Origin of the sequence: Nocardioides sp. Soil796, from assembly GCF_001429525.1 — a bacterium.
Classification (GTDB): Bacteria; Actinomycetota; Actinomycetes; order Propionibacteriales; family Nocardioidaceae; genus Nocardioides.
This window is the reverse complement of record NZ_LMSQ01000012.1, coordinates 205996-226466: the sequence shown is the minus strand read 5'-3', so window position 1 is coordinate 226466 and position 20471 is coordinate 205996. Positions and strand designations below refer to the sequence as shown.

Genomic DNA, 20471 nt, shown 5'->3' with positions numbered 1-20471 from the left:
GCGCTATCGGTAGCAACTAGGGCGGGGTGAGCTATGGGCCTTTCGCACGAGACCCAGTTGGGCGACCGTTCCCACTTATCGCGGTCTCGGCAAGTAGCCGCCACTGCGGGCCGTGCCGTCTGCTCAGCGCACCGAACTTCGGTTCGCTAGGCGATCGCAGGCGCCATCAAGGCGGCGAAGCCTATTCGGGGTGCCGGCCAACGTTCTTGCGTGCCCTGTCGAAGCGCCTCGTGGTCTTGAGGCCGCCGCGACTTGCGCGATCTGGGCATCCCTGAGCTGCAGGTCACCGCGGCTTGGATTCAGAGGGCTGCTCGTCGGACCCATCTTTCGTACCAGTCGACCCTGTGACTGAGGTGTCCGCTCATCGGCATGAGCGAGCGAATCATCACGGTGACATGATGGAGCGGCCGGCATAGCGAGCCCATGGCTCGGCCGCCTTGTCGGCGTGGAGGAACGCGACCTGGTAGCTGTAGCCGAGCGCGTCGGCGACGAGCGACGGTGGGCACTCGAGGACGAGCTCGCCGATCGCGCGGTTGCGTGCGCCGAGGAGGTTGACGCCCAGATCGCGGAGGCGATCCATGACGGTGTTGGGGTGCAGATGGCGGCCTGCCAAAGTACTGGGGAACAGCCACGGGCTGTCAGGGCCAGCGCCGGTGCGCAGGTTTGGCCGGGCGCCGAGGTGTGTGCGGATGAGCGTCGCGAACGGTTCGGGAACGTCGGTCGGGTGGGTGCCGAGCGTGATGGTCATGCCGGAGTCGCTGTCGTCGACGATGGACGCAGGAAAGGCGACGACCTTGACCAGAGGCTGGGCGTAGAGCAGGAGAAGCATCCCTGCGACGCGATAGGGGAGTGACTCGCTGGTTCCAGTGAGGAGCTCCTGGATCCAGGCAAGGCGCTGGTCTTGGCTCAGCGAGGGACTCGCCTTGGCTGATCGGTGCTGGACGGTCACCGTCGTGTTGAGGCGGTCCTTCTTGGCACGCACGAAGAACGTTCTGATCGCGCTGCGTGTTGTCGGCCCGGTTGCCAACCATTCGTCGACGTCTTGCTGGGTGCAGGTAGCGGCGGAGCGTTGGTAGGTCTCGTGGAGCCAGAGCAGGAACTTCACCGTTTCGGTGATCTCCTGCTTGGCTGAGTGGACTGGACCGCGCGTGGACGCACCTGCGACAGCCTTGGCGCGGATGCGCCGGAGGTGATGCCAGGTGGCGAACTGCTGCACTGGCTGGCGCACGTCGTCAGGGAGCCCCTCCAGCTTGGCCTCGATCCATTGCTCGAAGCGGGGGAGATACACGTCGCGCTGGGGGAGTAGTTCGTGATGCTGCAGCAATGCCCGGAGATGCTCTGTTTGCTTGCAGGGCACGGAGTCGAGACCTTCGTGCGATACCGAAATGGCGCCGTCGCCGAGTCCTCGGAGCAGTTCTTGGACCTTGGTCGAGCGCTTCCACACGATGATCGATTCAGGTCGATCCGAGGCGCAGAGCGCATCGACCAGTCCGACCAGTGCCGGGTTGTGAGGCGTCCCGCCGAGGAGACCGTGGAGGTCGTCGCGCAATGAGCAGCGGGCGCACAGCCGTCCACGGTGATGTCCTGCTTCGACGTCGCAGCGTTCGCAGTGGAAGTCGTAGGGGATCACTGCGCACGTCGAGCAGATCGGGTGACCGTCGGCATTGGGAGGCCCTGGCAGTAGGCGGTCTTGGAGGCACTCGGGGCAGGTGCCGCGAGTGTGGATGGCATCGAAGTAGCAGATGAAGCACAGCCTGCCTTCTGGCCAGCGTGCTGCGAGTCGGGGGATGTTTCGACCGCAGCGCGCGCAGGGGTCCTCGTGGCTGCTCGTGGTGCGAGGTCGACCGCGCACGGTCGAGCGAGGGGAGAGACCGGCCGGTTTGTCATCCATGGCTGCTCCTGGCCTGGGCTATTCGTCGAGGATGTTGGCGCGGCGCGGCCGCACACTGCGGTCGAGCGAAACGACGTTTGGGGGAGCGGCGGTCGTGCCTGTCCTGCGGACACGCAGATCGGTGGCTGTGGTGGTGAGTAGATCCGCAGGGGTGCACTCGAAGATGTCGCACAGGGCGGCGATCACCTGGAGCGACATCCGCTCGGGACGCTGGTTGACCAGCCGGTAGACCTGTGGGCGGGACAGCGTGATGTCGCGTTCGGCCAGCAGGGGAATGAGGTCGGTGGTGTTGTGTAGGCCCCGTGCGGCCATCAGTTCGGCGAGCCGCCATGTGTAGTCGACTTTGCGCTTCATGATGTGCCGTCCTCGGTTGTACGTGCCAGGGCTTCCTTCACCGTACGGTCCAGGGCGCTCCTGAGTGTGGAGCGTCGGAACTCGTCGGACACGAACTGGTAGATCCCGGTGGTCGAGGCATGTTCGTGCCCCATCTGGTCCTGTACGAATCGTGGGTCCCAGCCGGCCTCGAGGAGGTGTGTGGCGTAGGAGCGTCGTAAGGAGTGGAGGTCGAGGCCGTCGGACAGTCCCAAGTCTCCGCAGTAGCGCCGGACCCGTCGCAACAATGTCGACTCGACCACCAGGCCACTTCGTTCGCTGGGGAAGAGGTCCAAGGTCCCGGGTTCGCCGCGGCCGTTGGCGAGCCAGTCCTCGATGACGCCCGGGGTCCAGCGCCAGACGGTGAGAACGCTGCGGGGCTTGTGGGGCGAGGAGCGTTTGGCCTTGCCGTAGCGGACCTTGCAGACACCGAAGGCACCGAACTCGCGGGCGTGTGGGTTGCGAGCGAAGTCGACCGTTTGTAGATGACGCAGCTCGTTGAAGCGAAGACCGTAGCCGTAGGCGACCTTCATCATCACCGCGTCGCGGTACGCCGCCTGCCAGCCCTTGCGACCGGATTTGCCGATGCGCTCGACCTCGTCATCGGCGTAGTCGAAGAGCGCGCTGATCTCCTCTCGCGTGTACGGACGCTTCTTCGGGCGGCCGTCGTACTCCTGAACGTGGGGAGCGGTGTTCCAGTCAAAGAACACCTGCGCAGGATGGGTGCCGAAGTACTGCTCGCAGATCAGGTCCCAGCCGTAGTCGGGGTTGCTGATGTAGCTCGTGAACGCGCGGAGAGCGGCGTGATACCCGCGCAGGGTCGAATGGGCGACGTGCTTCTCGGTCCGGAGATCGGCCGAGAACTCCTCGACATCGGCCGGCGTCCAGTTCCACGGGTCGACGTTCACGTGGCCGATGAATCGCTGAACCATTCGCAGTCGCTGGTCGATCGTGGCGAACTGCAAGTTCCGGGAGAGCTGCTGGTTGCGCCAACCGTCGAGCATCATCTGGAGCACCTGCTCGTCGGGCCGCAGCACCGGCACCGACTGCACCAACTGGACCCGTCCTGAGCCGTCAATCTGCATCGAGTTCTCCCGAAAGTCTGGTTTCATCCAGTGATTCCATGATGCATCCGATGAGACATCTAGATGTGTTTGTGCAGGTCAACGGCGTGTCGGACAGATCGGCGATCTGCGGAGTTCTGCGGGCCTCAGCAACTTCTACGCGCTCGAATCGGGGCGCGAGACGCACCGTTTGCGCAGGTCAAGAGCCATTCCAGCGCGTCCGGCGGGGAAGCGGCTCAGGTCGGCTGATGTGATTCATCTGATGCAATACGCAGACTACTAATTGACATAATGTACGTTATCGGCGGTTAGGCACGAGCTCTTCCGGCAGGTCTGAAACGCCTTCTCGGTGCTCGTCCGACGCAAGGACCCGGACGGTTGCGTCAACTTCATGGAGGCACACGACTGCCTCCAGCCTCAACTGAAGTTGGCTCACCACACGTCGGGTCTGCCTGAAAACGTCAGATCGGGTGAGAGAGCACAACCTCGCAGAAAACGACATTTTCCGCCGCTGAGCCAATCGGGCGCTCGTCGGTGAGCCTCGACCGACTTTTCGCGCCACCATGCGCACAATGGGCGGCTCGACGACTCCCTCGCCCATCGCAGGGACCGATCATCGGACGAGAGGCTGGACTTCATGCGGGCACTGCTCCTGAGCGGTGGACTGGCGATGGTCTGCTCGCTGCTGGGCACCTGGCTCGCCATCGGCTGGTTCACCCGGCGCGGGTTCGGCCAACCGATCAGGGTCGACGGGCCGACGACGCATCACGTCAAGCGCGGTACGCCGACGATGGGCGGCCTCGTGATCCTGTTGAGCGCCACGGCGGCCTATCTGGTCGCCACGATCCTCACCGGCAACTGGCCGAGTGCCAGCGCCTGGCTCCTGCTGCTGCTGTTCCTCGGCTGTGGTGTGGTGGGCTTTCTCGATGACTTCATCAAGGTCTACACCCAGCACAACCAGGGCCTGAGCAGCCGGGCCAAGATGGCCGGTCAGACGCTGGTCGCGCTGGTCTTCGGTGTCCTCGCCACGAGCCTCTTCGCCGACGAGCGCGGTGTCCGGCCGGCGTCGCAGCACCTCTCGACCACCCACGACTGGGGAGTCAAGCTGCCCTTGGTCGTGACCTTGTTGCTGATCTGGTTCATCGTCACCGCCACCTCCAACGGCGCCAACCTCACCGATGGCGCCGACGGCCTGCTCGCCGGCACGTCGGCGATGGTCTTCGGCGCCTACACACTCGTGAACGTCTGGCAGAGCAACCAGCTCTGCGGTTCCGCGCGCCCCACGGTGGTGGAGTCACAGTGCTACCAGGTGCGTGACCCACTCGACCTCGCGGTGTTCTCCGCCGCCATCTCCGCGGCCTGCATCGGCTTCTTGTGGTGGAACGCCAAGCCCGCGCGCATCATCATGGGCGACGTCGGCTCCCTTGCCATAGGTGGCGCCCTGGCCGGGCTGGCGATCATGTCGCGCACCGAGCTCCTGATGGCCGTCATCGCCGGACTCTTCGTGCTCGAGACGTTGTCGGTGATCCTGCAGATGAGCTACTTCAAGCTCACCCGTCGTCTCACCGGCACGGGGCGCCGCATCTTCCGCATCTCACCCATCCACCACCACTTCGAGCACCTCGGCTGGGAAGAGGTCACCGTGGTGGTCCGCTTCTGGATCGTCGCTGGAGTCTTCGTCGCCGCTGGGCTCGGCATCTTCTATGCCGCCTGGCTGGTGTGAGTCGGCGCCCGACGCTCAGTCGGTGACCTTGCTCTTGGGTGCGCCGTAGAGGACGTCGGCGTAGTCGCGGTGATTGCCGATCCATCCGGTGATGAACGGACAGATCACCAAGGCCTGGCTGCCGCGCTCGCGTACGTCGTCCAGAGCGGCACGGGCCAACGCGCTGCCTATCCCCTGCCCTTCGAACGCCTCATCGACCTCGGTGTGGGTGAGTACGACGAGCTCGTTCGCCACCTGGTAGTCGACGAATCCGGCGAGTACGCCGTCCACGTGGGCCTCGTAGTGGTGTGCCTCGCGGTTGTCGGTGACGATGACGTTCTCGGCCCTGGCCATGGCGAACTCCTTCTGTGGGCATGTGCGCTCGAGAGACACGCTAGGTCACTCCACGAGCCGCTCCCTCGTGTGGCCCTCAACGAACTGCGCGGTCCACGGCCTCGACGATGCTCTCGGGCGTGCTGTTGAAGGCGATGGCGGCGTGCGGGGCGTGGCGACGTACGAGATTGACGATCTCCTCGAAGACCTCGAGCAAGTCCGCTTGCTTGCGGATGCCGCCCCCGACGAGGACGCAGTCCCACGGACGCGACTGCAGCGCCGTGGCCACCACTGCGGGGATGTCGTCACTGCCGTCCAGTCCGACCAGGCAGTTCGTCGCGTCGTAGCCACGCTCGGCGAGGGTCACGGTCGCAGCCTCGATGGCGGTCGCCACTGGTTCGGGATCCCACGGCCCGAGGACGCGATACGGGTCCAGGCCGATCACCAGCACGGTCGGCGGTCGCGGGTGCGGATCATGATCGTGCGAAGGGTCGCCGGCGAAGACCTTCTCGTAGAGGTCGTAGATGAACGCCCCCTTCGCGTTGTTGTAGCGCATCACGTCGGCGAATCCTCTGGCCGCCACCTCACGCTTCACCGCGGCGTACTCGTCGCGATCCTCTGCGTGGGTGCGCAGCCAGTCACGGAACAGCCTGTGTCGTCGAGGCTCGCGCGCACCCGGCGAGAAGATGTGGAGCGTGACCGCCGGCTCCTCGCCGCGAAGGCAACGATGCTCCTCCCACTCGGGCTCTCGCACACGCAGCGTGAAACCCGCGGCCTCGAGGTCGGGCAACCACGCGGCCTCGTCGCCGGAGTCGGCAACCGTCAGGTCGACGTCGATCATCGGCTTGGCCCACAGACCGGGCACGGAGGTCGAACCCACGTGCTCGATCGAGAGCACCCGCTCCCCCAGCGCGGCAACGATCTGACCACGTGCGACGTCGTACGCCGCGGGCCACGACGGATCCGGCGCGACGACCTCGACGGACTGCGGTGTCCAGGCGCCGATGGAGACCCGTGCGGCTTCGATCTCTTCCATCGACGGAGTCTCGAAGGGGTTCCAGAGCGGGTGCGTGGCCATGCACCCGCGCCTATGCATGTGTCAGAGCGTGGTGGCGTAGATCCGCGTCGGTACGCCGAGCGCGCTGGGGCCCTCACTCTCGAGCGCCAGCCCGATCTTCCCGGCAACTCGCTGTGAGGCGAGGTTGTCCCGGTGGATGATTGCGATCAGGCGAGTGATCCCCCGGATGCGTGCGAAGTCGCGGCTGGCCAGTGCGGCCTCCGTCGCGAGCCCGCGGCCCTGGTGCTCGGGCATGAGGTGATAGCCGACCTCGAGGTGCTCGGCACCGTCGATCCACTGCCAGGACAGGCCGCACTGCCCGACGAAGGTGCCGTTCGCGTCGTGCAGCACCCACAGTCCGAGGCCGTCCCTGGCGTAGCCCTGCTGGTTCCACTCGATCCATTCGGCGGCCTCCGCGCGAGAGCGTGTCCGGGGGAAGAACGCCATGACCTCGGGCGAGGCCATCAGGGCGGCCAGGTCGTCGAGGTCCTCGGGACCCATGCGCCCGAACGTGAGCCTTGCCGTGGGTTCTGGCAACAGGACCGACATCGTCAGACCGGATCCGCAAGCAACGAGAGCAGGTGGGACGCCTGCACCTCCGTGGTGCCCGGCGGGTTGCGGTGGAACCCGCCGTTGCCGGGCAGCAGCATGGCCAGCCAGAACGTCGCCCACAGGGGACGGTAGGCGTGGAACCGCTCCCGCTCCCCCGCCGACAACCCGACCGCCTCGACCAGCGCGTCGGCGTCGAAGACCCCGGCGAGTCGGCCGGCGATGTGCTCCACGTGGTCGGCGAGTTCGTACGCCGGGTCGCTGAGGCCACCGTCCTCGAAGTCGATCAGCCGACACGTGTGGCCGTCCCACATGACGTTGGCCGGGTTCAGGTCGGCAATGCCGAGAGAGCCGAGGTGCGGCGCGGGCAGTGACTCCGCGGCCAACCACTCCGTCGCAGCATCGACCGCCAGCTGCACCAGGTCGGGCTCCTGGCACTTGGCCAGGTCGTAGGTCTCGCCCAGCCATTCGGTCATCGTGGCTACCTGGGAAGACGGACCGTAGAAGCGCTCGCCGATGCCGGCTGCTTCCACGGCCGAGCTCGGGACGTCGTACATCCGACGCAGCGCTCGACCGAGTGACGCGGTCTGCTCCGCAGTGAGCGGTCGGCCCCCCAGCGGCTCCCCCGCAAGCCGCTCCATGACCACCACCGGGGCGCCATCGGAACCGGTCTCGCGACGCAACGGACGTGGGGCCACACCGGGCGCGTGCTCTGCCAGCACGCTCAGGCAGCCCCACTCGCGGTCTGCCTCACCGCGGTCCCAGCGGACGAACCGCTTTCGCACCTCGGTCGGAGTGAACTCGAGGTCGTGGGTCTGCGTCTGCACGTTCGCGACCCTACCGAGGCAGCTCCCCCTGATCGTTGATCCGCACGTGGTTGCCGGCCGGGTCGCGGAACGCGCAGTCGCGGACGCCGTACGGCTGGTCGATCGGCTCCTGGATCACCTCGGCGCCGGTCGCCTGCACCCGGTCGAAGACGCCGTCGAGGTCGGGCGTGGTCAGGACGATGGTGGCGTAGGTGCCCTTGGCCATCATCTCGTTGATCATGCGCGTCTCGTCCTCCGTGACGCCCGGGTCGACGCCGAGAGGAGTCAGCACGATGTTGGTGTCGGGCTGATCGGGCGAGCCGATGGTCACCCAGCGCATCGTGCCCTCGCCGACGTCCATGCGGACCTCGAAGCCGAGTGCGTCGCGGTAGAACGCGATCGACGCGTCCGGGTCGGTGTGCGGAAGGAAGCTGGCGTGGATGGTGAGGTTCATGGCGCTCACGCTAGCGGCGCTCAGGACGTGGGCGCTTCTTCATTCCTGATTGATCGCTCGCGCACCGGCCGGGTGACCTGTTTCTCCACACAGGAAGGGATGCCGGTGGTCGGATGGGCTTCCGGGGCGCGCTGCCGATAGACACTCGGGGGCACACCGACCAGCTCGGTGAAACGGGTGCTGAACGTGCCGAGCGACGAGCAACCCACCTCGAAGCAGACCTCCGTGACGCTCAGGTCGCCGCGGCGCAGCAACGCCATCGCACGCTCGATGCGTCGCGTCATCAGGTAGGAGTACGGCGACTCGCCGTACGCCTGCTTGAACTGGCGGCTCAGGTGGCCGGACGACATGTGCACCCCACGGGCGAGTGCCTCGACGTCGAGCGGCTGGGCGTACTCACGGTCCATCCGGTCGCGGACCCGCCGCAGCAGGGCGAGGTCACGCAGCCGATCGTCGTTGGCCGGTGTGCTGGTCACACCCACGATCGTGCCACGGGCACGGAGACCCGGCCAGCCGACACGATTCAGCCGGCGCGGCCGACGGTGGCCCTGGCAGCCGACGCCAGCATGCGCGCGTAGCCGATCCACGCACGCGGCGACAGGGCCACGGAGAAGGTGGTGTCGCTGCCGGTGGGCACCTCAGCGCCCTCGAAGCGATCCTCCAGCCAGCCCAGCATCGTCGGCATCGCCAGCACCATCAGGCTGATGTGCTCACTGAGCCGGTCACTGAGGTAGCGAACGTCGGCGCCGCCGTCGACGTACTTGGCCACCTGGGCGTCGACCTCGGCCTTGTCGATGACCTGGTCGTGCACGGCCTGCACCACCAGAAGCGGGCAGGCCGGGACGTTCTTGCCGAGGCGCAGGTCGTCGAAGAGCGCGAGCACCTCGGGCAGGGCCAGCACATCGGCCAGCGGAGCATCCAGATAGTCGTCGAAGTCGTCGAACGCGTAGCGCAGCACGGCACTGACCGTGGTCATCTCGCCGAGGGCGTCGAGGCGCCTCTGGCCGCCGGCGCTGGCGTGCTGCCGGATCACCCGGGCCAACCCCGGATAGACATGGCGCAGCCCCGAGACGACCAGCGCAGGCAGCCCTGCGTTGAGGCCCGTGTTGAGCTTGATGAAGGCCTCCCCCGGGTCACCGACCGGCGACCCGAGCACGGCGCCGACCACCCGCAGCTCCGGTGCGTACGACGGCGCAAGCTCGGCCGCCCACGCAGAGGCCATCCCGCCGCCCGAGTAGCCGAAGATGCCGACGGGTGTGTCGTGGGCGAGCCCGAGCGGCTCGAAGCGGAGCACGGCGCGGATGCCGTCGAGCACCCGGTGGCCGGGCTCCCGCGGCGCCGCGAAGTGCCCGCCGCGGCCCTCGTGGTCCGAGAGCGACACGACGAAGCCGCGGTCGAGCAGTCCGGAGATCAACAGCAGCTCGAACTGCGGCAGGGCACCCCAGGACCGTGCGCCCTGGCGCAGGGCATAGGACGGGAAGCACTTGTCGGAGATGGCGTCGATCGCGCACTGGTAGGCGATCACCCGCTGCGGCCGGGTCGGGTCGTAGCCGCGCGGCACGAGAACGGTGGTCACGGCGACCTCGGCCTTCCCGTCGAGATCGTTGCTGCGGTGCGCGAGCTGCCAGGCGGTGAGCCCTCGTTGCGGCACCAGCCCGAGGAATCCCAGGCGCACTCGCCGACTGCGGATCACGGTGCCGTCGGCGAGGGCGCCGAGGTTCGGCGGCGCGTCGTGGAAGGGGTCGTCCCGCGGTCGCAGGGGTCGTCCGGTGGCCACGGTGTCGTCGTCGGGCGACACGTCGTCCGCATGGGCGATGGTCTCGGCCACGCCGCTCTCCTTTGCCTGCCACCGCGGGGAGATCCGGTGGATCAGACCAAGGTTACCGAACCGTAGGTTTCACCGCTGCTCAACTCAGGCAGAGACAGAACGGGTGCCCGGCCGGATCGAGCATGACCCGGAACGTGGTGCCGGGTTGGTGCTCGTGACGGGTGGCGCCGAGCTCGACCACGGCATCCTCGGCCACGTCGAGGTCGGCGACGACGACGTCCAGGTGCATCTGTTGCGGGACCTCCTGGGTCGGCCACGTCGGCGCCCGGTAGTCGTCGACCTGCTGGAACGAGATGCAGTTGCCGTTGTCGGCGCGGATGTCGAACCAGCCGTCCTGCTCCTTCACCTCCCACTCGAGGATCGCGGCGTAGAACGAGGCCAGGACGGCGGCGTCGGGGCAGTCGAGGACGAAGGACGGGAACTGTGCGATGGGCATGCCCGACACGCTACGGACGGTTGCGGACGTTCCCCGTCCTCTTCCGCGACGCGGCTAGCCTGCTCCGATGACCCACGACGCCCTGCAGCCCGGATGCTTCCCCTGCGAGCTGCAGGGCGCGGTGTCCCGGCCGCCGCGGGAGGACCTGCTGCACACGCAGCACTGGCGGGTGGTCCATGCGTTCAACTCGACCATGCCCGGGTGGCTGGTGCTGCTGCCGACCCGGCACCTCACCTCGTTCACGGAGCTGTCGGCCGAGGCTGCCGACGAGCTGGGCGGACTGGTACGCCGGCTGGGCATCGCGCTCGAGCAGGTCACCGGGTGCGTGAAGACCTACCTGATGCAGTTCTCCGAGGCCGAGGGCTTCTCACACCTGCACCTGCACCTCGTGCCGCGCATGCCCGACCAGCCCGCCACGGCGATGGGGCCGAAGGTGTTCAGCTACCTGAGCCCGGACCAGACCCAGTGGCTGCCGCACTCCCGTCGCGACGAGATCGCGCTCGCCGTACGCGCTGCCCTGCCGTGAGCGCTGGTTGGGGCGCTGATCCGTGCGGGTGGGATCAGCGGCGCACCATGCGCCGTTCGGGTCCCTCGTCGCAGTCCTGGACCTGCCCGTCGAACCGGAAGCCCTGCCGTTCATAGAACGTGATCGCCCGGGTGTTGCCGTCGAGCACCCAGAGGTACGCCGGCCGTTCGCCGACGGATGCCGAGAGCAGCCGATGCCCCACACCGGTCCCGTAGACGCGGGCCCGCACGTAGAGCGCCATCAGCTCCAGGAGGTCGCTGTCGTCGCGACCCGGTCCACAGCTGGCGAACCCGACGAGCCCCTGCTCGTCCTCGGCCACCCACGTCGGCGAGTTCTCGAGCCTGGTCTCCCAACGCGCGATCCGCTTCGACGACGGCTCGGCTCGCCGCGCGTCGAGGACCGACTGCGGGACCAGGCCGGCGTACCCGTCGTCCCAGACCTCGAGGTGCAGCTCCGCCAGTGCGGGTGCGTCCGCAGGAACGGCCGTTCTGATCGAGTCCATCCACGGGATCCTGCCATGGTGAGCCCGCGCAGCCGAAAGGATTTGCGGAGCCGCAGGGTCGGCGTGAAGATGGCGGGACGAGCCGACCTGGAGGATCAATGGCCAAGCAGTTCCCGGAGCTGACCGACCGACTGAGCGACTTCATCGCCGAGCAGTCCATGTACTTCGTGGCCACCGCCGCCCGCGACGGCCGGGTCAACGTCTCGCCGAAGGGCCTCGACTCCTTGCGGGTCCTCTCCCCCACGCGCGTCGTGTGGCTCAACGGCACCGGCAGCGGGAACGAGACCGCGGCCCACCTGCTCGACACCCCGCGGATGACGATCATGTTCTGCTCGTTCGTGCGCGAGCCGCTGATCCTGCGGTTGTACGGCGACGCCAGGGCCGTGCACCCCGACGACGCGGACTGGGACGACCTCCAGTCGCTCTTCCCGCCGATGCTCGGCGCCCGCAACATCTTCGTCCTCGACATCGACCTGGTGCAGACCTCGTGCGGCTACGGCGTGCCGCTGATGGAGCTCCAGGGACAACGCGACCTGATGGACAACTGGGCCCGCAAGAAGGGCGACGACGGCATCGACGTCTACCAGCAGCAGAAGAACCTGCTCAGCATCGACGGCTTCCCGACCGGCCTTCCCGAGCACGCTCGATCCTGAGCCGCGAGCAGGGCGTGGCCGCACTCGGCGCCTGAACCTGCGGCTGACGATCGAGCACAGGCGGACCATCGAACATGCAGTTCATGCCGAACCGGCGAGCCGTGAGCGTCAAACAGCATCCGGAACAGCGAACTGCATGTTGAATGGTCCGTTCGCCCTGCAATTCCCGGTGGCCGAGGCTCGCGCCCTCCCCGCTCGACGGACCGCGTCAGCTCCCGACCTCGACGACCGCCTTGATGCGCTCGAGCGTCTGCCGCATGCCCCGCAGGTTGGTGCGCCCGCGCAACGGGCCGAGTACGAGTCCGTAGAGGCGCAACGCGGGATGGGTCCCGAGCTCGTAGGACTCGGTGACGTCGGTGCCGCCGTCGCGTTCCCGCAACTGGTAGCGCCAGGTGTTGGCCCGCTGCCCGGCGGCGTACACCGCGAAGCCGAAGTCACTCCCCGGCTCGCAGGTGATGACCTTGCAGTTCGTCCAGTAGACCGGCCCGACGCCGTTGCGCTTCACGTGGCCACGGAATTGGGCGCCGACCTCGGGGCCGGTGGCACCGTCGGTCCACTCGGCCTCGAACGTCTCCGGGCTGAACTCGCCGATCCTCGTGACGTCGCTGACCAGACCCCAGACCTTCTCGGGTGCTGCCTTCATGTGCACCGTGACTGCTCCTCGCATGGTCGAACCCTGCCATGTGGGGGTCACCCGATCGGGTAGTTCTCCCCCTTCGAACGGCCCATTCAGTGGGAATTCGATGAATCTTGTCGGTGGTCGGGGTCAAAGTGGGTATCAGCAGGCAAACCGGACACACCTTGACCTACGACACCGCAGGAAGGAGCACCATCATGTGGGACACCGTGGACAACCACTCGGCACACCTCTCGCACGACCTGCCGTGCCCCGGCTGCGGCCACGCAGTCCACACCTACCTGTCGTGCTCAGACAGCTGTGCGTGTGTTCCGCAGCCGCTGCCCGGCACGGTCGGCGCCTACTCCGCCGCCTGAGGCAACCGCGCCCGTACGACGAGCCGGCGGCAGCCGCTCCGCACGGACTAACCGGTGATCAGACCCGGGTCAACGGAAGGTGCGGTTGCGGAGGCAGCGTGACCTCGATCGGGTCACCCGGGCCGACGTCTCCCCCGCGCGCGACCACGCCCATGACACCGGCGCGCCGTTCGACCGCGCCGTCCTCGCCGGTGCGCACGACCTGCTTGAGCAGACCGTCGCGGAAGGTGTTGATCTGCTGGCACGGGTTGCGCAGCCCGGTGACGATGACCACCGCGCCGCCCACCTCGAGCCGGGTGCCGACGGGCAACGACAGCAGGTCGAGTCCGGTGGTGGTGACGTTCTCGCCCAGCTGCCCCGGTGCGATGTCGAAGCCGGACGCCGACAGCTCGTCGAGCAGTTCCGCATGGATCAGGTGAACCTGCCGCAGGTTGGGTTGCGAAGGGTCGACCGCCACCCGGGACCGGTGCTGCACGGTGACACCGCAGTGCGCGTCACCCTCCACGCCCTGGCCTTCGATCAGCCTGATCCGGTCGGTCGGGTCCTTGCTGAAGGCGTGCGTGTCACTGAGGTGGACGGCGGCGACGGTGGCGGGCACGTGCCCAGTCTCGCATCGCCCTTCGTGCACCGCTCGAGTTGCCCCCGCGCAGCACCTTTGAGACGATCAGCGAAGAGCCCGACGTGGCTCCCGGACGAGGTGTGCCGTACCCGGTGTGCGACAAGACGGCGCCTGAGGAGAACGTCATGTCCTGGCTCGTGCTCATTGTCTCCGGTGTCCTCGAAGCGGTCTGGGCGACCGCGCTCGACAAGTCCGAGGGCTTCACCCGTCCCGTGCCCACGGCCACGTTCGTGGTGGCGCTCGTGCTCAGCATGGGGGGCCTGGCCTGGGCGATGCGTGAGCTGCCGGTCGGCACGTCGTACGCCGTGTGGGTAGGCATCGGCGCCACGCTGACCGTGGCGTGGGCGATGGCCACCGGCGCCGAACCGGTGTCGCTGGCCAAGGTGCTGCTGGTCGCCGGCCTCATCGGCTGCGTGGTCGGCCTCAAGTACGTGCACTGAGCCGACGCCCTCAGCGCAGCGTGCAGAACTTCTCCACCTTGGCGGTGGGACCCGACACGATCAACTGGTCGTGTCGGGCCACCCTCGTCTCCGGGCGGGCATACGTGAAGTCCTCGCCCAGGCGCTTCACACCGACGATGGTCACGCCGTGACGGGTCCGCGGGGACGACTCGGCCAGGGTCTTGTCCCACGTCTCCGGCGGGGCAGGGGCGCGGGCGATGGAGAAGTCGTCGTCGAACTCGATGTAGTCCATCATTCCGCCGGTGAGCATGTGGGCCACCCGCTCCCCCATCGAGAACTCGGGATAGACCACGTGGTGTGCCCCGACGCGCTGCAGGATCTTGCCGTGCTTGCGGGTGATCGCCTTGGCCCAGATGTCCGGGACGCCGGCCTCGGCGAGAGCCAGCACGGTGAGCACACTGGCCTCGATGTCGGTGCCGATGGCGACCACCGCGCGGTCGAACTCACCGACCCCGAGCTGGCGCAGGGCCTGTTCGTCGGTGCTGTCGGCCTGGACGACGTGGGTGAGCTCGTCGGACCACCGCTGCACGAGGTCGTCACGTTCGTCGACGGCGAGCACCTCGCGACCCAACCGGACCAACGAGGTCGCGACAGCGGTGCCGAAACGTCCCAGGCCGATCACGATGATCGACATGGGCTCTTCCTTCTTGAACTTAGCCAACGACGGGTCTCTCCTCGGGCAGTTGGTAGTGGCGGTGTCCGCGTCTGAAGGCCAGTGCGGAGGCGACGGTGATCGTGCCGACGCGGCCGACGTACATGAGCACCATCAGGGTCACCTCAGCGACGGGCGGAAGGTCGGGCGTGATGCCGGTGGACAGGCCGACCGTGGCGAAGGCAGAGATCGACTCGAAGAGCACGACGTCGAGCGCGTAGTCCGTCGCCATCAGGATCACCATGGTCCCCGTGGCGATCGCCGCGATGGCGAGCAGCACGACGGTGAGGGCCTGGCGGATGGTGGAGTGACTGACGCTGCGGTGGGCGACGGTGGTGTCCCGCTCGCCGCGGATCTCGGCGAAGATCGCGAACGCGAGGAGGAAGAACGTGGTGACCTTGATGCCACCCGCCGTGCCGGCCGAGCCCCCGCCGATGAACATCAGCAGGTAGTTGACCGCCATCGTCTCGGGCGTGATGGCCCCGTAGTCGACGCTGTTGAAGCCAGCCGTGCGGGGCACGACACCGCCGGTGACGCCGCCGACGACCTTGCCCCACGGTGACAGCCCGCCCAGAGTGCCCTGGTTGGTCCACTCGAGGGCGAGGAAGGCCAGGGTCCCGACCACGAGGAGGAACACGGATCCGTAGACGGTCAGTCGGGTGTGCACCGTCCACATGCGCGGTCGTCGCCACTTGCGCCGGAGCTCGAAGAGCACCGGGAAACCGAGGCCGCCGACGATGATCGCGACGCAGATCGGGAAAGCGATCCACGCATCGGAGACGAAGCCGATCAGGTTGTCGCTGTAGAGCGCGAAGCCGGCGTTGTTGAACGCGGAGACCGAGTGGAACAGGCCGTGCCACAGCGCCGTGCCCCATGTGTCGTCGTAGTTGGCCCGGAAACGGCCGGCCAGGATGAGCGCGAACACGGCCTCGAAGGACAGCATCGTGATCGCCACCCGGCGTACGACGTGGCGCACCTCCCCGATGTTCATCGTGTGCGTCTCCGCCTGCGCGATCAACGAGGAGCTGAGCCGCAGGCGGCCACTGACCAGCAGGCCGAGCAGGGTGGCCAGGGTCATGATGCCGAAGCCGCCGACCTGGATCAGGCTCAGCACCACGACCTGCCCGAACGGCGACCAGTAGGTCGCGGTGTCGACAGTGGTGAGCCCGGTGACGCAGACCGCGGAGACACTGGTGAAGGCAGCGGTCAGCACGGGAGGGCGGTTCGGACCGGGCGTCGCCGCCGGCAGGGAGAGCAGCAGCGTGCCGACCACGATGGCCATCAGGAACGCCAGAGGAACGATGCGCGTCGGGTGCATCAGCGTGCGCTTCATCGAACCTCCCGGAATCGGGAACACCCTAGGGCATGGACATCCGGTGACGGCACTCCCGCGCGGTCGGCTCCGGCGACCAGGTCAGGCCCGGCTTTCCGCGGTCGATGGCCCCGAAACCCCCAGTTCTTGGGGGTTTCGGGGTGTCCTGCGCCGATTTCTTGGGGCCCTGTCGTTAGTTTCGGGGTGTACGGACATCCCCAAGACCCGAAATGGTGGAGAAATTGAACAAGCGTGAACTGGTGGACGCGATCGTCGAGCAGACCGGCTGGACCCGCAAGGAGGCCGAACAGGGCCTCAATGCAGTCGTGAACACCATCAGCGACGCCGTTGCCGAGGGCGACCGCGTGCAGATCCCGGGCTTCGGCTCCTTCGAGAAGCGTGAGCGCGCGGCCCGCGAGGCCCGCAACCCGCAGACCGGCGAGACCATCAAGATCAAGAAGACCAACGTGCCCGCCTTCAAGGCCGGCACCGGCTTCAAGACCTACGTGGCCGCGTCGAAGAAGGACCAGGCTGCGATCCGCAAGGCTCGCGGCTGACGCCAACCGCTCAGACACGAACCCCGCCCCGTCACCTGACCGGGGCGGGGTTCGTCGCGTCGGGACCCCTGCGTATCTGGAGTGCACCGCCGGACTCCTCACGCACATGACCTTCGCCCTCAAGCACGACCGACCGGTCTCGCTGGCCCGCCAGGAGATCAGCATCGTCTGCACTGCGCACCGCATGGTGCGGGTGGCTGTCACCGCTGACGCACGGGGTGCCGACCCGGCGCGGTCGATCGCTCCGCTGGTGCGCGGCTGGTGTCACGGACGGCTGCCCCTGCTCCGGCGTACGTCGCACCACAGTGAAGAGCTGCTGTGGCTGCTGGCCCGCACCCTCGATGAGATCGCGGACCAGGTCCCCCGGCCTCACGCGGCAGCCGCCTTGCGTGCAGCAGCCGCGGAGATCGCCCGCAGCTGACCTCAAGCGCACGATGGTCGAGGAAGGCCCGCCAGCGCCTGTCTCGAAACCACTCGCCGCACCCAGGAAGGTGTTTTCAACTTCAGCTCCCCCGACGAGAACCTGGTCAGCGGCGCTTCTGGAACGTGACGAACAACAGGGCCACACCGAGTCCGGCGATGACGGGGCCGGCGTACGCCCAGAAGGTGCTGCCGGTCATCGCGCTTCCCTCGATGGCGCCGAGGCCCTGGCCCCAGAAGAGGAACCCGAGGAGGACCAGAAGGACGCCGACGGTGATGCGGATGCCGCGGCTCATGGCTGCACCATGACCTTCGTCGCGGTGCGCTCGTCCATCGCCTTGTAGGCATCGGCCACCTGGTCGAGTGGCAGGGTCAGGTCGAAGACGAGGCCGGGGTTGATCGTGCCGTCCACGACGCGCTGGAGCAGGTCGGGCAGGTAGGCCCGGACCGGCGCCATGCCACCGGCCAGGCCGACGTTGCGCTCGAACATCTTGCGCACCGGGAGCTCGACGCCGTGGGGAGCGCCGACGAAGCCGACGGTGGCTCCCGGCCGGGCGATCCTGAAGGCGGTCTTGATCGACTGGTCGGTGCCGACGCACTCGAGCACGGCGTCCGCGCCGATGCCGTTGGTGATCTCGGCGATCCGCTGCGCGCCCTCGTCGCCGCGTTCGGCGACGATGTCGGTGGCCCCGAAGGTGCGGGCGATCTCCTGGCGCGACTCATGGCGCGACATCGCGACCACGCGCTCGGCGCCCATCTGTGCCGCAGCGAGGACTCCGCAGAGTCCGACCGCGCCGTCACCGACCACGACGACCGTGTCGCCGGCCTTCACCCGAGCCGCGGTCGCTGCGTGCCAGCCGGTGGGCATCACGTCGGCCAGGGCCAGCAGCGACGGGATCAGCGATTCGTCGGGCATGCCGTCGGTCCTGACCAAGGAGCCCTCGGCCTGGAACACCTTGGTGTACTCCGCCTGGCCGCTGTGGGTGAATCCGAGGTTGTCGCACACCGAGTGCATGCCGACAGCACAGTGCGGGCAGGTGTTGTCAGCGTGACAGAACGGGATGACCACGAAGTCGCCCGGCTTGAAGCTGGTCACCGCCGCCCCGACTTCCTCCACGACCCCGACGGCCTCGTGGCCGATGGTGTCCCCCGCCGTGATCCGGTTCTCTCCCCGGTAGGGCCAGAGGTCGGAGCCGCAGACGCAGCCCGCCACGACCTTGACGATGGCGTCGGTAGGGGCATCGATGGTCGGGTCGGGCACCTCGGAGATCCTGATGTCCCGAGTGCCGTGGATGGTGGTGGCGCGCATGTGAAGAATCCTTGCACGCGGCGTGGGACTTTTGACGTATCTCATATCTGAGATACCGTCGTCGGCATGACTCAGGACTACCTCGGACGCATCGGCAACCTGATCCGCGATGCCCGCAAGCACCGCGGACTCACCCAGCAGCAGTTGGCCGACCTGCTCGCCACCAGTCAGTCTGCGGTCAACCGCATCGAGAAGGGTCACCAGAACCTCTCCCTCGAGATGCTGGCCCGCATCGGCTCCGCCCTCGACTCCGAGATCGTGGCGCTCGGCGCCGGCGGACCCACCCACCTGCGGGTCACCGGGCCGACGACGCTCTCGGGCACCATCGACGTGAAGTCGTCGAAGAACGCCGGTGTCGCCCTACTCTGTGCCTCCCTGCTCAACAAGGGGCGTACGACGCTGCGCAAGGTCGCCCGCATCGAAGAGGTCAACCGCCTGCTCGAGGTGCTCGACAGCATCGGCGTCCAGACCCGGTGGCTCAACGACAGCAACGACCTCGAGATAGTGCCGCCGGCCCAGCTCGACCTGGCCAACATCGACGAGGAGGCCGCGCGCCGTACCCGCTCGATCATCATGTTCCTCGGCCCGCTCCTGCACCGTGAAGACGTCTTCGACCTGCCGTACGCCGGCGGCTGCAACCTCGGCGACCGCACGGTCCAGCCGCACATGGCCGCACTGCGCCCGTTCGGCCTCGACGTGAAGGCGACCGAAGGCAGCTACCACGCCACGGTCAACCGGGCCATCGAGCCGCTGCGTCCGATCGTGCTCACAGAGCGCGGCGACACCGTCACCGAGAACGCCCTGATGGCCGCCGCCCTGAACCCCGGCACCACGGTGATCCGCAACGCGTCGTCCAACTACATGGTCCAGGACCTCTGCTTCTACCTGCAGCGTCTCGGCGTCACGGTGGAGGGCATCGGCTCGACCACCCTGACGGTCACCGGCCGCACCCAGATCGACGTCGACGTGGACTACGCGCCCAGCGAGGACCCGATCGAGGCGATGTCACTGCTGGCCGCGGCCATCGTGACCAACTCCGAGATCACCATCCGCCGGGTGCCGATCGAGTTCCTCGAGATCGAGCTGGCCACCCTCGAGGAGATGGGCTTCAACTACAGCCGCTCCGAGGAGTACTTCGCGGAGAACGGCCACACCCGTCTTGTCGACGTCTCCACGCGCCAGTCGCAGCTGCGGGCACCCATGGACAAGATCCACCCGATGCCGTTCCCGGGCCTCAACATCGACAACCTGCCGTTCTTCGCGGTGATCGCCGCCGTCGCCGAGGGCCAGACGCTGCTGCACGACTGGGTCTACGAGAACCGCGCCATCTACCTCACCGAGCTGACCAAGCTCGGCGCACAGGTGAAGCTGCTCGACCCGCACCGGGTGCTGGTCGAGGGGCCCACACGCTGGTCGGGCACCGAGATCGTCTGCCCGCCCGCGCTGCGTCCCGCCGTGGTGATCCTGCTGGCCATGCTGGCGTCGAAGGGCACCTCGGTGCTGCGTTCGACGTACGTGATCCACCGTGGCTACGAGGACCTCGCCGAGCGGCTGAACACCCTCGGTGCCAACATCGTCACCTTCCGCGACATCTGAGGCTCGCGGGCCGGTCGCCCCGCGCGGGGCGACCGGGCTCAGGTGAAGAGCGTGGCGATGAACGCGGGAGCCCGTGGTGCCATCGGCGGGGGCTTGCTCATGTCGGCCGTGATGCGTGGGAGCGGGGCGGTGTGGAAGCCGCCGCCCTCACGGTGCCAGTCGTTCTCGGCGTCGATGAACTCGCCCAGGTCGGCCCGGGCCAGGAACACGCCGTGCCCCTCGGGGCACTGGTTGACACTCATCCGGCCGAGATCGCGTTCGACCATCTCGGCGCCGCAGTTCGGGCACTTCAGCGAGTCCTCCATGGGGCGCACGTTACTCCTTTGTGGGCAAGGAATCTGAGTATCCGGGCGCATGCCGCGCCGTCGTTTCGGGGACA

General features: G+C 67.6%; 27 protein-coding genes and 1 riboswitch. Of the genes, 8 read left to right on the top strand and 19 right to left on the bottom strand.

The features are described from left to right. Window positions 1-385 precede the first annotated feature (385 nt). From ASH02_RS05085 to ASH02_RS05075, 3 genes are all read right to left on the bottom strand, one after another. Entirely contained in the window at window positions 386-1630 is a 1245-nt protein-coding gene (locus ASH02_RS05085; RefSeq protein WP_200959078.1) for a hypothetical protein, read from the bottom strand. A gap of 279 nt (window positions 1631-1909) precedes the next feature. Beyond that, complete coding sequence (locus tag ASH02_RS05080; protein WP_057294377.1) at window positions 1910-2245, bottom strand: helix-turn-helix domain-containing protein; 336 nt, start codon at window positions 2243-2245, stop codon at window positions 1910-1912. Then, on the bottom strand, window positions 2242-3348 hold the full coding sequence (locus ASH02_RS05075; protein ID WP_057294376.1) for a tyrosine-type recombinase/integrase: 1107 nt from the start codon (window positions 3346-3348) through the stop codon (window positions 2242-2244). Before ASH02_RS05075 ends, ASH02_RS05080 begins: the two co-directional genes overlap by 4 nt. Before the next feature lie 616 nt (window positions 3349-3964). Here ASH02_RS05075 and mraY point away from each other — a divergent pair. Then, window positions 3965-5050, top strand: coding sequence for a phospho-N-acetylmuramoyl-pentapeptide-transferase (gene mraY, locus ASH02_RS05070; RefSeq protein ID WP_056678291.1), 1086 nt, complete (start codon window positions 3965-3967; stop codon window positions 5048-5050). A 15-nt stretch (window positions 5051-5065) separates the two neighbouring features. Here the strand turns inward: mraY and ASH02_RS05065 are convergent, their stop codons facing one another. From ASH02_RS05065 to ASH02_RS05030, 8 genes are all read right to left on the bottom strand, one after another. Further along, window positions 5066-5383, bottom strand: coding sequence for a GNAT family N-acetyltransferase (locus ASH02_RS05065; RefSeq protein WP_056678288.1), 318 nt, complete (start codon window positions 5381-5383; stop codon window positions 5066-5068). A gap of 76 nt (window positions 5384-5459) precedes the next feature. Next, on the bottom strand, window positions 5460-6440 hold the full coding sequence (locus tag ASH02_RS05060; RefSeq protein WP_056678285.1) for a GrpB family protein: 981 nt from the start codon (window positions 6438-6440) through the stop codon (window positions 5460-5462). Between the two features lie 21 nt (window positions 6441-6461). Then, window positions 6462-6968, bottom strand: coding sequence for a GNAT family N-acetyltransferase (locus tag ASH02_RS05055; RefSeq protein ID WP_056678282.1), 507 nt, complete (start codon window positions 6966-6968; stop codon window positions 6462-6464). 2 nt (window positions 6969-6970) lie between these two features. Beyond that, window positions 6971-7795, bottom strand: a complete 825-nt coding sequence (locus ASH02_RS05050) for a phosphotransferase family protein (RefSeq protein ID WP_056678278.1) — start codon at window positions 7793-7795, stop codon at window positions 6971-6973. Window positions 7796-7805: 10 nt separating this feature from the next. Continuing rightward, a complete protein-coding gene (locus ASH02_RS05045; RefSeq protein WP_056678276.1) occupies window positions 7806-8228 on the bottom strand; it encodes a VOC family protein in 423 nt (140 codons plus the stop codon). 20 nt (window positions 8229-8248) lie between these two features. Next, window positions 8249-8635, bottom strand: a complete 387-nt coding sequence (locus ASH02_RS05040; RefSeq protein WP_235530119.1) for a helix-turn-helix transcriptional regulator — start codon at window positions 8633-8635, stop codon at window positions 8249-8251. A gap of 116 nt (window positions 8636-8751) precedes the next feature. Further along, window positions 8752-10056 carry a lipase family protein gene (locus ASH02_RS05035; protein ID WP_082563576.1) on the bottom strand — a complete coding sequence of 435 codons (1305 nt, stop codon included), beginning with the start codon at window positions 10054-10056 and terminating at the stop codon, window positions 8752-8754. Between the two features lie 79 nt (window positions 10057-10135). Next, window positions 10136-10492 carry a VOC family protein gene (locus ASH02_RS05030; protein ID WP_056678271.1) on the bottom strand — a complete coding sequence of 119 codons (357 nt, stop codon included), beginning with the start codon at window positions 10490-10492 and terminating at the stop codon, window positions 10136-10138. Window positions 10493-10559: 67 nt separating this feature from the next. Between ASH02_RS05030 and ASH02_RS05025 the strand changes: the two genes are divergently transcribed. Next, entirely contained in the window at window positions 10560-11018 is a 459-nt protein-coding gene (locus ASH02_RS05025) for an HIT family protein (protein WP_056678268.1), read from the top strand. A 34-nt stretch (window positions 11019-11052) separates the two neighbouring features. On the opposite strand, the gene ASH02_RS05020 is transcribed toward ASH02_RS05025, so the two are convergent. Further along, window positions 11053-11520 carry a GNAT family N-acetyltransferase gene (locus tag ASH02_RS05020; protein ID WP_056678265.1) on the bottom strand — a complete coding sequence of 156 codons (468 nt, stop codon included), beginning with the start codon at window positions 11518-11520 and terminating at the stop codon, window positions 11053-11055. A 98-nt stretch (window positions 11521-11618) separates the two neighbouring features. On the opposite strand from ASH02_RS05020, the gene ASH02_RS05015 reads away from it, so the two are divergent. Beyond that, entirely contained in the window at window positions 11619-12173 is a 555-nt protein-coding gene (locus ASH02_RS05015) for a pyridoxamine 5'-phosphate oxidase family protein (protein WP_056891145.1), read from the top strand. Between the two features lie 208 nt (window positions 12174-12381). Here the strand turns inward: ASH02_RS05015 and ASH02_RS05010 are convergent, their stop codons facing one another. Further along, window positions 12382-12840, bottom strand: coding sequence for an SRPBCC family protein (locus tag ASH02_RS05010; protein WP_056678258.1), 459 nt, complete (start codon window positions 12838-12840; stop codon window positions 12382-12384). Window positions 12841-13007: 167 nt separating this feature from the next. On the opposite strand from ASH02_RS05010, the gene ASH02_RS26595 reads away from it, so the two are divergent. Continuing rightward, entirely contained in the window at window positions 13008-13166 is a 159-nt protein-coding gene (locus ASH02_RS26595; protein ID WP_200950022.1) for a hypothetical protein, read from the top strand. Between the two features lie 58 nt (window positions 13167-13224). Here the strand turns inward: ASH02_RS26595 and ASH02_RS05005 are convergent, their stop codons facing one another. Then, the gene (locus ASH02_RS05005) at window positions 13225-13764 is read right to left on the bottom strand and encodes an MOSC domain-containing protein (protein ID WP_056678256.1); all 540 of its coding nucleotides are present in this window, start codon (window positions 13762-13764) and stop codon (window positions 13225-13227) included. Between the two features lie 71 nt (window positions 13765-13835). Beyond that, window positions 13836-13899, top strand: a riboswitch (guanidine-III (ykkC-III) riboswitch). 11 nt (window positions 13900-13910) lie between these two features. On the opposite strand from ASH02_RS05005, the gene ASH02_RS05000 reads away from it, so the two are divergent. After that, on the top strand, window positions 13911-14225 hold the full coding sequence (locus tag ASH02_RS05000) for a DMT family transporter (RefSeq protein ID WP_056679416.1): 315 nt from the start codon (window positions 13911-13913) through the stop codon (window positions 14223-14225). Window positions 14226-14235: 10 nt separating this feature from the next. Here the strand turns inward: ASH02_RS05000 and ASH02_RS04995 are convergent, their stop codons facing one another. Together ASH02_RS04995 and ASH02_RS04990 are read right to left on the bottom strand one after the other, a co-directional pair. After that, window positions 14236-14880 carry a potassium channel family protein gene (locus ASH02_RS04995; protein ID WP_056678251.1) on the bottom strand — a complete coding sequence of 215 codons (645 nt, stop codon included), beginning with the start codon at window positions 14878-14880 and terminating at the stop codon, window positions 14236-14238. A 19-nt stretch (window positions 14881-14899) separates the two neighbouring features. After that, window positions 14900-16231, bottom strand: a complete 1332-nt coding sequence (locus ASH02_RS04990; RefSeq protein WP_056678247.1) for a TrkH family potassium uptake protein — start codon at window positions 16229-16231, stop codon at window positions 14900-14902. A gap of 209 nt (window positions 16232-16440) precedes the next feature. Between ASH02_RS04990 and ASH02_RS04985 the strand changes: the two genes are divergently transcribed. Together ASH02_RS04985 and ASH02_RS04980 are read left to right on the top strand one after the other, a co-directional pair. Next, entirely contained in the window at window positions 16441-16767 is a 327-nt protein-coding gene (locus ASH02_RS04985) for an HU family DNA-binding protein (protein WP_162250919.1), read from the top strand. 106 nt (window positions 16768-16873) lie between these two features. Continuing rightward, window positions 16874-17188, top strand: a complete 315-nt coding sequence (locus ASH02_RS04980; RefSeq protein ID WP_056678243.1) for a hypothetical protein — start codon at window positions 16874-16876, stop codon at window positions 17186-17188. A 106-nt stretch (window positions 17189-17294) separates the two neighbouring features. On the opposite strand, the gene ASH02_RS04975 is transcribed toward ASH02_RS04980, so the two are convergent. Both ASH02_RS04975 and ASH02_RS04970 read right to left on the bottom strand, forming a co-directional pair. Then, a complete protein-coding gene (locus tag ASH02_RS04975) occupies window positions 17295-17483 on the bottom strand; it encodes a hypothetical protein (RefSeq protein ID WP_056678242.1) in 189 nt (62 codons plus the stop codon). Beyond that, window positions 17480-18496, bottom strand: a complete 1017-nt coding sequence (locus tag ASH02_RS04970) for a zinc-dependent alcohol dehydrogenase family protein (protein WP_056678240.1) — start codon at window positions 18494-18496, stop codon at window positions 17480-17482. The genes ASH02_RS04975 and ASH02_RS04970 overlap by 4 nt, the downstream gene beginning before the upstream one ends. A gap of 66 nt (window positions 18497-18562) precedes the next feature. Here ASH02_RS04970 and ASH02_RS04965 point away from each other — a divergent pair, with 66 nt between their 5' ends. After that, window positions 18563-20092, top strand: a complete 1530-nt coding sequence (locus ASH02_RS04965) for a UDP-N-acetylglucosamine 1-carboxyvinyltransferase (RefSeq protein WP_056678238.1) — start codon at window positions 18563-18565, stop codon at window positions 20090-20092. 38 nt (window positions 20093-20130) lie between these two features. On the opposite strand, the gene ASH02_RS26355 is transcribed toward ASH02_RS04965, so the two are convergent. Then, a complete protein-coding gene (locus ASH02_RS26355) occupies window positions 20131-20397 on the bottom strand; it encodes a TFIIB-type zinc ribbon-containing protein (protein WP_056678236.1) in 267 nt (88 codons plus the stop codon). Window positions 20398-20471 lie beyond the last annotated feature (74 nt).